General features: G+C 48.1%; 14 protein-coding genes. 2 read left to right on the top strand and 12 right to left on the bottom strand.

Going from position 1 to position 12,890, the window contains the following annotated elements; translation table 11 throughout:
- Positions 1-104 precede the first annotated feature (104 nt).
- Positions 105-467: a hypothetical protein gene (locus C5I45_RS00790; RefSeq protein ID WP_004393264.1), complete on the top strand. Its 363-nt coding sequence runs from the start codon at positions 105-107 to the stop codon at positions 465-467.
- Between the two features lie 50 nt (positions 468-517).
- Here C5I45_RS00790 and C5I45_RS00785 read toward each other — a convergent pair whose 3' ends face one another.
- On the bottom strand, positions 518-910 hold the full coding sequence (locus C5I45_RS00785) for a hypothetical protein (RefSeq protein ID WP_004393261.1): 393 nt from the start codon (positions 908-910) through the stop codon (positions 518-520).
- 129 nt (positions 911-1,039) lie between these two features.
- Here C5I45_RS00785 and C5I45_RS00780 point away from each other — a divergent pair, with 129 nt between their 5' ends.
- A complete protein-coding gene (locus C5I45_RS00780; RefSeq protein ID WP_004393259.1) occupies positions 1,040-2,002 on the top strand; it encodes an iron-hydroxamate ABC transporter substrate-binding protein in 963 nt (320 codons plus the stop codon).
- 40 nt (positions 2,003-2,042) lie between these two features.
- On the opposite strand, the gene C5I45_RS00775 is transcribed toward C5I45_RS00780, so the two are convergent.
- From C5I45_RS00775 to iolE, 11 genes are all read right to left on the bottom strand, one after another.
- Entirely contained in the window at positions 2,043-2,390 is a 348-nt protein-coding gene (locus C5I45_RS00775) for a YxeA family protein (protein WP_004393256.1), read from the bottom strand.
- A 13-nt stretch (positions 2,391-2,403) separates the two neighbouring features.
- A complete protein-coding gene (gene yxdM, locus C5I45_RS00770) occupies positions 2,404-4,272 on the bottom strand; it encodes an ABC transporter permease YxdM (RefSeq protein ID WP_004393253.1) in 1,869 nt (622 codons plus the stop codon).
- Positions 4,247-5,020 (bottom strand): ABC transporter ATP-binding protein YxdL, encoded by a 774-nt coding sequence (gene yxdL, locus C5I45_RS00765; RefSeq protein WP_004393250.1) that lies wholly within the window; start codon positions 5,018-5,020, stop codon positions 4,247-4,249. The genes yxdM and yxdL overlap by 26 nt, the downstream gene beginning before the upstream one ends.
- Before the next feature lie 144 nt (positions 5,021-5,164).
- On the bottom strand, positions 5,165-6,142 hold the full coding sequence (gene yxdK / locus C5I45_RS00760; protein ID WP_014306127.1) for a two-component system sensor histidine kinase YxdK: 978 nt from the start codon (positions 6,140-6,142) through the stop codon (positions 5,165-5,167).
- Positions 6,139-6,828 (bottom strand): two-component system response regulator YxdJ, encoded by a 690-nt coding sequence (gene yxdJ, locus C5I45_RS00755; RefSeq protein WP_004393241.1) that lies wholly within the window; start codon positions 6,826-6,828, stop codon positions 6,139-6,141. Before yxdJ ends, yxdK begins: the two co-directional genes overlap by 4 nt.
- A 107-nt stretch (positions 6,829-6,935) precedes the next feature.
- Positions 6,936-7,808 (bottom strand): 6-phospho-5-dehydro-2-deoxy-D-gluconate aldolase, encoded by an 873-nt coding sequence (gene iolJ / locus C5I45_RS00750; RefSeq protein ID WP_107994162.1) that lies wholly within the window; start codon positions 7,806-7,808, stop codon positions 6,936-6,938.
- Positions 7,809-7,810: 2 nt separating this feature from the next.
- Entirely contained in the window at positions 7,811-8,653 is an 843-nt protein-coding gene (gene iolI, locus C5I45_RS00745) for a 2-keto-myo-inositol isomerase (RefSeq protein WP_015387483.1), read from the bottom strand.
- A gap of 87 nt (positions 8,654-8,740) precedes the next feature.
- Positions 8,741-9,610, bottom strand: coding sequence for a sugar phosphate isomerase/epimerase family protein (locus tag C5I45_RS00740; RefSeq protein ID WP_014306128.1), 870 nt, complete (start codon positions 9,608-9,610; stop codon positions 8,741-8,743).
- 18 nt (positions 9,611-9,628) lie between these two features.
- A complete protein-coding gene (locus tag C5I45_RS00735) occupies positions 9,629-10,663 on the bottom strand; it encodes a bifunctional inositol 2-dehydrogenase/D-chiro-inositol 1-dehydrogenase (protein ID WP_024086000.1) in 1,035 nt (344 codons plus the stop codon).
- 22 nt (positions 10,664-10,685) lie between these two features.
- Positions 10,686-11,981 (bottom strand): MFS transporter, encoded by a 1,296-nt coding sequence (locus C5I45_RS00730; protein WP_014306129.1) that lies wholly within the window; start codon positions 11,979-11,981, stop codon positions 10,686-10,688.
- 12 nt (positions 11,982-11,993) lie between these two features.
- A complete protein-coding gene (iolE, locus tag C5I45_RS00725; protein ID WP_004393234.1) occupies positions 11,994-12,890 on the bottom strand; it encodes a myo-inosose-2 dehydratase in 897 nt (298 codons plus the stop codon).

The following is a 12,890-nucleotide window of genomic DNA, read 5'->3' as shown; positions in this document are numbered from 1 at the left end:
TGTACATAACAGGTAAATATTTGAATCCTTTTCTTGCATGAATGCCTCTCCTATTCTTTCACATGATAAATGTGTAAAATCAATCACTTCAGGAGGTCTTCATGATGTATCAAAACCAATACAGCGGAAATCAGCTGCAGCAATGCCGTCAAACAGCACAGCAGCTTATTCAGCAGACACAGCAAAGCAGTCAGCAGTACAAGCAAATGCTCCAGCAGGAACAGCAAAACATTCAAATGCTTCAGCAGATGCTTAACCATGAACAGCATGCCGTTCATACCATTCAGCAAGCGCTGCAGGGGCATGAACTGGCCATTCAGAAATGCCAGCAAATCGTGAATGTGTGCAATCAGCTTCAGCAGGAAGTAAGCGGACACATGCCTGCACCGATGGCAAACGCTAATGTTTCTTCATTCCCGCAAACACAGCATCACACACCGTTTCAGCAGCATTCATACCAGCAATAGGCCGGTCATGCAAATGACAAAGCGCGAGATACCGGCTTTGTCATTTGTTTTTATCTCTGTTTTGTCAGATCAATGCGTTGAGCGGGTTTTCCGCCGAATTTTTCCTCCGCCTCATGCCTTACCGCTTCAAACGCTCTTGCTTCGACGTTTTGTTTAAACACATCAAGCTGTATTAAATAAGCCGCCCGCACTTTCAGCCCGTGGATGATGGAGATGACCCATAAAGGCAGCACGATATACACGCCCGGCGTGCTCGGCAGCACAAAAGCAATTGCTAAAATAATAAAATAGATAAGTCCGTATTTCAGCCATTTTTTGTTCTTGGCCCGGTAGCCGATATAGAAAAAGGCCAAGAAAGCGGTCAGCCCAAACGGCGCGAAAGTCAGCAGCAGCCACCAGCTGTGCAGCACTTCCCACCAAGTCCCTCTTTTCGTAATCAACATTCATTCCTCCTCCTTTACTACTATAACATGGATAATCAAGGAAGGTTTTCTATAAAAAACATAGACGGAATGACGTCTTCCTGCTATATTAATAATGATAATCATTATCACTGAAATAGGGGGATCATTATGAAGAAACAATCATGGCTGATCGGCCTGGCACTTCTGCTTGTTTTCGCATTAAGCGCTTGCAGCGGCGCGAAGGAAAACAACGGATCGGCATCAGGCAAAGGAAAGACAGACATGCGTACATATGAATCAACAAAAGGAAATATTGACATACCCGCACATCCGAAACGGATCGTCACTGACTTTTATGCGGGTGAGCTGCTGTCCGTTGACGCAAATGTCGTCGGGGCGGGCTCATGGGCTTTTAAAAATCCGTTTATCAAAAAACAGCTGAAAAACACCACGGACATCGGCAATCCCGTCAATGTGGAGAAAGTGATGCAGCTGAAGCCTGATTTAATCGTGCTGATGAAGGATGACCAATACGAGAAACTATCGAAAATCGCACCGACGATTGTCATTCCTTTTAACACCGCAAAGAATACGAAAGATACGGTCAGCCTATTCGGCGACATTGCCGGGGCGAAGGATAAAGCCAAAAGCTTTATGGCAGACTTCAACAAAAAGGCCGAAGCCGATCAAAAGCGCCTCAAAAACGTGATCGGCAAAGACGAGACAGTCGGCCTTTATGAAACGACGGATAAAGGCGAAATCTGGATTTTTAATGACAATTCCGGCCGCGGCGGCCAAGCCGTTTATAACGCACTCGGATTGAAAGCGCCGGCCAAAATCGAAAAAGACATCATGAAAACGGGCGCCATGAAACAGGTTTCCCAAGAGGTCATCCCTCAATATGCGGCTGATTATATGTTCATTACCGATTACAACCCGAATGGAGAAAGCAAAACATTTGAGCGTCTGAAAGAGTCATCCGTTTGGAAAAATCTCGATGCCGTAAAGAACAACCGTGTCTTTATCAACGATTTCAACACCTTCTATCCGTATGACCCGATTGCCGTCAGCAAACAGATGGATATCATCACCGACATGCTGATCAAACGGGCTGAAGAAAATAAAAAATAAAAAAAGCGGCACAGTCATGACACTGTGCCGTTTTTCATGTTCACTTTAATTTTGACTGTACGGAGCCCGGCATATCTTCAAATCTGACTTCTTCCCAGGTCTCGACATACTTTCCTTTCGCCTTCACCTTCAAATACGCGTTCTTCCGAAGGTCTTTCCCGGCGAAAAAGGTCACTTCTTCTTTTTTCCCGGATGCGTTATATCCGTCTAATGTATACTCAGTACCGCCCGGGCTAAGATGTTTGCCATCTCGATCAATCTGTACATAAACATCTTGCTGGTGAATAAACGGATTAAATCTGTCTGTAACATCATTATGAAAAAAGAGAAGTCCGTATATGACGGCAGCGGCTGCTAAGACGGCCAGGATTGCCAATGCTTTTTTCATCTGTGCACTCCCCTTACTTGTTCATTTTTTTCAAATAGCTTGTCCGCACCGCTAGGAAGAACAGAAGCTGAAAGATGAAAAACCCTCCGATGGTCAGACTGAGCGGCCCCGCTACATCGGAATAGCCTTCCACCGCTAATGTTCTCAAAGCAAACAGCGTATGCATGACGGCAATGACGAAAGGAAAGAAAAAGAGAATCGCCAATTGTATCGTCACGCTTTGTGCCATTTCACGCTCACTCAGACCGATTTTGGCCAATGAGCGGTAGCGCTCCCGGTCCTCATCTAAATCGGTGAACAGCCTGAAATATAAGAAACTCGCTGCCGCGACAAAGAAAACGATCGCGATAAACAGGCCGATGAATAAACTCAGGCTCGGCAGCTGCACCGTATCATAGTACGTCCCGGCTTTTGCCATAAAATCAGAATGCACGTCGATATAGTTGCCGTAAATCTCATTTTTCAAGGATTGGCTGATCCCAAGACTGTCTTTCCAATGATCATAGCTGTAGCCGTATAATGACGCTTTCTCACCGAGTGATTTCAGCTGATCAAAGGTTTGATCGTTCACCGCGATGATGGCATTCAATGAAATCAGCGGTTTTTTGACTTCTTTTACCGTCAGTTTTTGGTCAGACGGCTTGCCTTTTTGGTTCAGCAGCTTCAGCTGATCCGGCGCGTCGTTTTTGAAATTGCGGTCATACGTGCCCGGGAAATAGACAGCCTCATTATGTTTCAGGCCGTTCAGCTTAACATGGAAGTATGTTGACACATCCGATTCGCTGATCATGTAAACAGGCGGAACAGTATCTCCTTCCTGATAGCGGACATAGGAAACATTTATTTTGTCTTTCTTATACGTAAAGCCGTGTGTTTTCAGTTCATGGTCAATATCTTTCAAATGCGTCTGTTCTTTCGGGTTATTGCTGAAAGATAAATACTCCATCTCATAGGCGGACTCTTCCGCCCCGACGGTCGATTTGTACATCGCGAGCACGCCCGTCGCCGTAAAGGCAACCGCGGAAATAATACTGACGATAAAGAACAGGCGGGCGTTGTCTTTTAAACGATAGACAAGGTCAGAAACCCAAATAACATTTTTCCCGCGCAGATAAAAGGTTTTCCACTTCTTCAGCGCGCGCAGAATCCAGATGCTGCTTTGGCTGAAAAAGAAATACGTGCCGATGACGGTAAGCAGTAAAATGATGAACGGCTCGGTCCCGTGGACATTGCCTTTCAGAACCATGCCGTACCCGCCGCACAGGCAGGCGATGCCGAATAAGGACAGAAGCACGGACGGCTTCGGCTCCGGCTTGATCTTGTCAGTGCCCTTTATTAATTTGATCACCGTATTTGATCTGACAAAAAGGATCGTGAACTGCGATAAAAGGAAAAATAAGAGCAGAAATCCGCCGGCCGTAATGCCGAGCGCTTTCCAAGGCATGTACAGAGGCAGCGCGTCCATTTCTAAAATATAAGCGCCGACCGTAAAGAACGTTTTCGAAAAAATGAAGCCTCCGATAATCCCCGCTGCGATCGACATGACGCCGATGATCATGTTTTCCGCCGTAATGAGCTTTCTCAGCTGCACCGGCGTAATACCCTGCATCAGCAGAATACCGAATTCTTTATTTCTCGATTTCAAAAATGCGTTAACCGAATACAGAACAAATAAGAAAGAAAAAACAAAGATCATCCATTCCGCGGCGGTTAAGCCTTTTTTGGCGATGTTATTCAGGTAGCCTTCCTTTAGTGCCGGATGAAACAGGAACATCGCAAAGGTAAAGAAAATCAAAACGGAAAAGGCGCTGCTCAAGAAGAATGCAAGATAGGCCCTTTTGTTTCTCGTGACGTTTTTATAAGCGAACTGAAGAAAGGTCATTTGCGTTTCCCCCCAGCATAGACAGCACATCAAGAATCTGCTCATAAAAGACTTGGCGGTTTTCCCCGCGGTAAATCTCATTAAACAGTTCGCCGTCTTTTATAAAGATGACGCGGCGGCAGTAGCTTGCCGCAACCGGATCGTGGGTCACCATCAAAGCCGTGACATGATCATCCTGATTCAGGCTCTGCATCGTTTCCATGACATCTTTTGACGCTTTGGAATCAAGGTTTCCCGTCGGTTCATCGGCCAGAATAAGTGACGGCTTATGAATGACCGCTCTTGCGATGGCGGCCCGCTGGCGCTGTCCGCCGGATACTTCAAACGTCCGTTTATTGAGCAGATCTTCGATTCCGAGCTTTTTCGCGATGCCGTGCAGTTTTTCTTCCATGACAGACGGCGCTTCTTTTTCAAGCGTTAACGGCAGCATGATATTTTCACCGATTGTCAGCGTGTCCAGAAGGTTGAAATCCTGAAACACAAATCCGAGCTGCTTGCGGCGGAAATGAGCGAGCTTTGTCCGCTTCAGCCGGTGCGGGTTTTCTCCGTGAATCAGGATATCGCCTGAATCCGGCCGGTCGATCGTTGAAATGATATTCAAAAGTGTTGTTTTTCCGGAGCCGGACGGTCCCATCACCGCCGTGAACCCGCCTTCTTCTATTGAAAATGAAATTTGTTTTAAAGCTTGATAGGATACTTGTCCTTTATAGGTTTTATTTATATGTTTGACTTCAAGCATATTCGCCATGAGAATCCTCCTTATGGTTTTATTCTTGTTGATCTGGGCTGCTTTCATGTAGTGCCGGGGCATTCAGCATAAAAAATCCCCTTGACGTAAATCCATGTTATCAAGGGGAAACAGAATGAGCTATGTTGTTTTCTTAACGCAGTCTTACATTTTTGTAAGAAATGAAAATCGGACCGATGTCCCTTCACCGGGGGACGAGCTGATGTCCACCGTATGATTGAGCTTGCCCGTAATTTCTTTGACGAGATGGAGGCCGATTCCCGTAGATTCTTGGAAACGCCGCCCGTTTTCGCCGGTGTAATAAGGGTCAAACACCCGCTTGATATCTTGCGAGGGAATGCCGACACCGTAATCTTTGACTTCAAGCACCGTCCTGTCTTCATCGCAGAAGACATTCAGCTCCAGTCTGTCACTCTTGCCCGCTGAATACTTGACCGCATTTGTGACCACTTGGCCGATCGCAAATTTGAGCCATTTGGCATCGGTGTAAATCTGATGATCATCGCGAATATCCATTTTCGGATAGACGCGGTATTGAATAAAAAATCGTTTATAGCTTTGAATGACCGATTGGAGAAGCTCTGATAAGGAAACCGCTTCGACTTTAAAATCCCGCTCAAACAGGTCAAGCCTTGATGAATAAAGGAGCGTCTCCAGCCCGAATTCAATCTGCCGGACCTCTTTTTTGATTTGTTCAAAAACGGGCTCATCCTCTTCCTGAATGATTAAATTAATGACCGACAGCGGCGTTTTTACTTGGTGCACCCATTGATTCATATACGTCACCCGCGCGTCGAGCTTGGCTTCGGTCTCGTAGAGCTTCTGGTGCTGCAGCCGGGTCAGCTCCATCTGCTTTTCATACAGCTCTGAACAGAACACTGAAGAACCGAGATACGGGATGTCCGTCCCTTCCTGCTCCGAGCTGAGCCAATGATACACACCGCGGTCTTTGTACCAGCGATAGGCAAGATACCCCGCCAAAATAAGAAGCTGCACGCCCAATATGTAAAACAGGTGGGAAAAAGAATGAAGACCCGCAAACCAGTAATAAAAGAAGACAAACAGCCCTTGAAGGAGAAAAAGCAGAATCAGCACGGCATGAGACCGGAGAAACAGCTTCATGACAGCGCCCTCAGCTGGTAGCCTTCGCCCCGCACCGATTCAATGGAAACAGGCGCGTTCAGCTCCCGCAGTTTTTTTCTGAGCCGCGTGATATACACGTTAAGCGTATTATCATCGACGAAAATGTCGGTGTCCCACGTTTTTTCCATGAGCCGGTCTCTTCCCGTCACCTTTTCTCCCCGCTCCAGCAGCACTTCCAAAAGCTTGCTTTCTTTTTTAGAAAGCTCGCTTTTTTCGTCCTGAAAGCGCAGTTCAAACCGTTCCACAAAGAGCTGCACACCGGCATATTCAACCACTTTCTCTCCCTGCTTGGCGGCGTACTCTCCGTATGCCCTGCGGATCTGGCTTTTGATTTTCGCCAGCACAATATCATAAGAAAACGGTTTTTCGATATAATCATCTCCGCCGTTTTCAATCGCCATCACCTGATCCATTTCCCCGCTTCTGGCTGAGATGAAAATGATCGGGCTTGTAGAATGCTGGCGGATCTGGCGGCACCAATAATAGCCGTCATAAGACGGCAGGTTGATATCAAGCAGCACCACATCAGGCTTTTCCCGCAAAAAGACATCAAGAACAGCCGTGAAATCCGCGGCGGCCACGGTTTGATATCCGTATTTTTCAAGGTAATTCTGCAATAGTCCGCGAATGTCTTCACTATCTTCCACAATCATGATTTTATTCAAACTGAACCACTCCCGTTTCTTACACTGCTGCCATCATCATAATCGTTTCGGGCGTACGGACGCAACACCGCACAAAAAAACCGCCATCTTGGCGGTTTCCGTTTTCATCAGCCGACCTGCTGTTTTACGGCTTTACCGGCTGATCCGAACTCTCTCATTTTGCTTCGCACCGTCTCTTCCACGGCTTCAATGCCGGGTGTCATGTAGCCGCGCGGTTCGTACAGATCGCCGTTTTCCTGAAACATGCGGCGTGTTTCGTCTGTCCAGGCTACCATACATTCCGTGTTGATATTGATTTTCGCGTGGCCGAGCGTGATGGCTTTTTTGATCTGATCCTGAGGAATCCCGGATGCTCCGTGGAGAACGAGGGGAATATCAGTCATACGGGAGATAGCCGCCATTTCTTTAAATCCGAGATTCGGCTCGCCCTGATATTTGCCGTGGACGGAGCCGAGGGCGGCCGCCAGCGCATCGATATTGGTTTCTTGCACGATCCGCTCACATTCGGCGATATCGGCATAGCGTACCCCACCGACCAGCCCGTCTTCCATGCCGCCGACCGTGCCGACTTCGGCTTCTACTGAGACGCCGTGCTTTGCGGCATAATCGGTGACTTCTTTTGTCATCGCGATATTCTCGTCAATCGGCTGATGGGAGCCGTCAATCATCACTGAGCTGAATCCGGCGTCAATGGCCTGTCTGCAGCGTTCCGCACTGCTTCCGTGATCAAGATGGAGCACGACGGGAACGGTAATCGCCATTTCTTCCATTAACGCGCCGACCATGGCGGAAATCGTTTTAAATCCGCCTAAATAGCCGACCAGACGATCGGAAGCCGCGGCGATGACCGGCGATTGCTCCTTTTGCGCCGCTTGCAGAATCGCCTTCGTCCATTGGAGGCCGTTGATATTAAATTGGCCGACTGCATAATGCTCCCGTTTCGCTTCTGCAAGAAGATGTTTCATGGTGACAAAAGCCATGTTCACGCCTCCTTCATGAAGTATTTTGATACGACGGCTTCCGTTGTTTCCTTTGCCGTTTTGATCGTTTCCTCCGCAGTCAGCTTATAATATTCAGGTCTGAACAGCTCTACGGAGACAACATCATTGAATCCGATTTCTTTTAACGCTGACAGATGGGCGTCTAAGTCAATCGCACCCTGCCCAGGCCAGACGCGGTCTTCATCCGTTAAAAAGCCGATCGGAAAGTCTTCTGTATCGTCGATATGATAGATGAAAATTTTCTTTCCGTCCGCCTGCTTCAAGCTCTCAATATTGGAGCCCATCGCGTGGAAATGGAAGCTGTCAAACACCAGTCCGACATTATCGCGGCCGACAGCGTTCACGATGTCATACGCCTGTTCAAATGTATTGACCGTGCATTGCGGGTGGCCGACAAATTCAAGGGCAATGTTTACGCCGTACGGCTCCGCGATGTCCGAAAGCTCAGTCAGCACCTCTATGCTGCTCTTTTTGATTTCTTCTTTCAAGATTTTCCGCTCTGTCACAAGCGGCACGGCCACCACATATTTCACGCCGAGCGTCCTGCAGGTTTCCATCATGCTTTTGAATTCCGAAATGATCTCCCTATAACCCTTCTCATCACGATTGTTGAAGAAAACCAGGGCGTTCAGGGCAAGCGGTTTAATGTGATGGGATTGAAAATATTCCGCCAGATCGGCCAGTGAATGGTCTTTTAAGTATTCCGGCAGCTTATCCATTGTGCGGATTTCAATATAATCATAGCCGTGCTTTTCGCACAGTTCTAAATCCTGTTTCAGGTTTGAATTCTCCAGCGTAGTCGCTTCATTAAAGCAAAGTTTCATGTCAGCCTCTCCCATCCGCGTTTTCGATATGAAGGGAGTCCGGCTGAAGGGCTTTTTTGCCCCGCTCCGCCGAACTCCATACTCAGCTTATGCCATACCCAGTTCTTCTTTTAATTTCTTAAGCATGATCCGGCTTGATTCATCCGCTCTTTCGCCGACCCAAGCAAACACGGCGTTCGTCGCAATTCCGTCGAATTTCATCTCTCTCATCTTTCTGAAAATCGTCTCAAAATCGACCTCGCCTTGCCCGATGTCCAGATGCTGGTGAACCGTTACTTTCGCATCAGGCGGATTGACGATGTAACGCAGGCCGTGCGCCGCTTTATGATTAAAAGTATCTGCAAATAAAACATGTGTGAGGCGGTCGCCGGCTTCATCAAACATGGTTTCGATATCGCCTTTGCCGTCATCATAGAAGAACGTATGCGCAGTCGAGTAGACAAGATTGATCCAATCCTTATCGAGCGCGCGGATCATATCCATCGCACCTTTGTGCGTTTCGATAAAATCGTATGGATGGGCTTGAAGATTGAGTTTAACGCCTTCTTTTTCAAAGACGGGCAGCAGCTCATCCATGGATTTGATGAATTTTTCTTCACTTGTCAACGGATCATACTTTGAACCGCTGAATTCACTGTTCATCAAATCCACTTCAAGTTCAACCGCAATTTCGATCGCCCGTTTCCAGTTGCGCACGGCGGCCTGGCGGCGGTCTTCATCAGGACCCGCCCAGTGGTAAAGCGGAAGAAGGGAGGACAGCTTCACACCTGTATCCTTTAAAAGGCGCTTCAATTGTTTGATTTTTGCTGAATCGACTTTCGGATATTTATAGAAAGGACAAAAATCCTCGCGCGGGGACAGTTCGATATATTCGTATCCGAGTTCCGCCGTTTTATAGACCATTTCCTCTAATGTTAAATCATCGCGGTACATGGATGGATCTAAGGCCAGTTTCATTTTTTCACTCCCGATCTATTATTTGTTCACAGTCGTAAATGATTGATAGAATGCCGGTTTCTCTTGCAGCGCCACTGGCTCTTTCTGTCCGGATTCCTGAGCTTTTACGCACGCGTCTGTTGTCACCGCGGCAATATAACCGTCCCATGCCGTCGGACCGCTGACTTCGCCTTTCTTCCGGATCGAATCAATGAAGTCCTGAATTTCCACATCATACGCAGCCGCAAATCGGCGCTGCCAGTCCATCAGAATATCGGTGCTGAATTTTCCTTCTTTTCTCAAGCTGATGCTTGACGGTTCCGGAAGCTTAATGACGCCGTCTTCCCCGACGACTTCACATTGAATGTCATAGCCGTATTTACAGTTCACATAGATTTCTGCATTGATGACGATGCCGCCTTTTGTTTCGATGATGACCATCTGCGGATCTTTCAGATGCGGCAGCGCATTTTTTGATTTCTTCGGATAGATGACTTGTACGGATTCATAGTCGTCATTGACAAGCCAGTGGAGGACATCAATTTCATGAACGAGCGTATCGACGACGGCCATGTCCGTTGAATAATTCGATGCGACTGTCGGGTTGCGGTGCGCACAGTGAATCATCAGCGGCTCGCCGACCGCACGGTTGTCGATCGCTTCTTTCAGCTGAACGTAACCGCTGTCATATCTGCGCATGAAACCTACCTGCACCAATCGTTTTCCCGTCTTCATTTCTTCCTCGACAATGCGCATACAGCCTTCTGCCGTTGTCGCAAGCGGCTTTTCACAAAACACGTGCTTGCCGTGCTGAATCGCTTTCAACACGCTGGATTCGTGAGCCGGGCCCCAGCTTGTCACTAAGACGGCATCCACATTTTCAGCAGCGAGAAGGCTGTCGTCATCAGGATAAACCGAGGCGTTCAAATTGAAATGCTGAACGGTCTGCTGCGCGGCCTCCTGATTCACATCTGTGACAGCGGTAATTTCCGCGCCCGACAGCTTATTTGTGATGCGGTTGATGTGCTCTTTTCCGATAGCACCGGTTCCGATAACACCTATACGTAAATTCATTGATCGCCACTCCTTCTGATAATCAAATAATGGTTCTCGTCTTTCTTTTCTCTCTGCCGTCCTGAGGAGCACCGTACAGTTCCTCCTGTATCTGTTCAAGCGACTTGCCGGACGTATTCGGTGCGAAGACAAGCCCGATGATCATACTGGCCGTCACACATATGAGCAGAATACCGGCCATAAAACCGATGCCGAATTGTGACATGATGACCGGCACAAATAAACTCCAAATGCCGATTGAAATACGGACGAGAAAGAACATGAGCCCTTGTGCTGACGCTCTGTGTTCTGTCGGGAACAGCTCGCTTGCCCACAGCTGGTAGTTCGCCTGCTGGCCGGCTCCGTTATTGATGCCGATCGCTAAAACAAACAAAAGCAGCATCGGGAGCCCCTGAAACGGCAGCAAAAACAGCGACCAGCCGACAACAGCCATAAAGGCGCAGATTCCGAACACCGTTTTCCGATATTGATCTGCAAAAGGCATGAAGATACAGGCGACGCCGAGCCCGGTGAAGATAAACAGGGCCATCTGCAGAATGTTGGCCGTATTTGCGGATACGCCGCCGACCTGCTGGTAGATGTACGGCATGAAGAATCCCATGACGCCCGCGGCGAGATTCCATACGAGAAACACACCCATTAAAAACAAAATGTTCTTGAAAAATTTCGGCTGAAGCAAGTCAAAATAAGATGTTTTTTTCACGGCGGCAGGCCGCTCTTCACTGTTTTTCCAGGCATCCGACTCAGGTAAACGCTTTCTTATCACATATGTGATCAGGGCGATCACCAATAGATGCGCAAAGACAATTTTATTTCCTAAAAGCCCGAGGTCACCGACCAAAACGGATAACAGCAGAACCACAACGGCTCCGGCGGCCCACGCCACCTGCGCCACTCCGCAATGCCTCGCCCGGTTTTTTTCGGGGGCGTTTTCCGCGATAATGGTCCATGAAGCCGTAATATCCGCGCCTACAGAAATCCCGATAATCATGTATCCGCATAACAGCATGGGAAAGTTGAATCCAAACAAAACCAAACAAATTCCTAAAGCGTACACGAGCATACTGTTTGTGTATACAGCTTTTCGGCCGACCTTATCAGCCAAATACCCGCCGAGCAGCGCTCCGATGGCCGCTGATATCGCGTTTGCGCTGAAGGCGCCGAGCAATCCGATCTGACTGTCGGACAGCTTCAAGTAGCTGACCCACATAGATAAACCCGCTGATCCTGCCACGATGGAACCTGCATCAATGTAATTTGCTAATGCTGCGGCGATGGTCCGTTTGCTGAAAGCTGATTCCGCCTTGGCACTATTCATATAAGTCCCCCTCTAATTTGCAGGATCAAGCAGTTCACTGTCGATGTACTTTCTCGCAATCAGCGCGTACTCAAGCGGATTGGCGACTGCCGGGTCTTGTTCGGCTTCAATGACGATCCAGCCTGAATAATCATGACGGACGAGCGTTTGGTACACTTCGGTAAAATCGATGCATCCGTCTCCGGGCACCGTAAAAATGCCCTGTAAAAACGACTGCCTGAATGACTTGCCTTCCTGTCTGCACCGCTCCATAATGTCAAACCGCGCGTCCTTGAAATGAACGTGTCTGATCCGATCCATATGCTTGTTGAGAATCGTCATATAGTCTCCGTCTGAGATATAGGCATGGCCGGTATCATAAAGTAAATGGACATACCGCGGGTCCGTTCCATCCATCAGCCGGTCAACTTCTTCCGCCGTCTGGACGCCTGTGCCGAGATGATGATGAAACGTGAGCTCCAGCCCGTATTCGTCAGCGATTTTCCCGAGACGGTTCAAGCCTTGGCACAGTGTATCCCATTCTTCATTTGAGAAGTGCGGTTTTTTCTTAAATACATCAATATCCAAGCCCTGGACACTGTACGTCTGTTCAGAAACGATGGCGGCATCCGCTCCGACTTTCTGCAAATAATCACAGTGTTCTGTAAATTGTTCAGCCGTTTTTTCAATACCGTCTTGAATGATAAAGCTGCTGAACCATTTCCCCGCAATCCGCAAGTTCCGGAGAGCCAGCTCCTTATTGAGGACGGAGGGTTCAGGGAAAAACCCTCCCACTTCCGTACCTTGAAAACCGGCGACAACAATATCGCTTAACAAATGCTGCAGCGTATTCCCGGCTCCGATCTCCGGCATATCGTCATTGCGCCACCCAATGGGAGCGATGCCCCACAAAATATTTTGTTTGCCCAT

It is taken from the genome of Bacillus sp. ZY-1-1, from assembly GCF_003047165.1.
GTDB classification, from domain to species: domain Bacteria; phylum Bacillota; class Bacilli; order Bacillales; family Bacillaceae; genus Bacillus; species Bacillus velezensis.
This window is presented reverse-complemented; position numbering and strand designations above follow the sequence as displayed.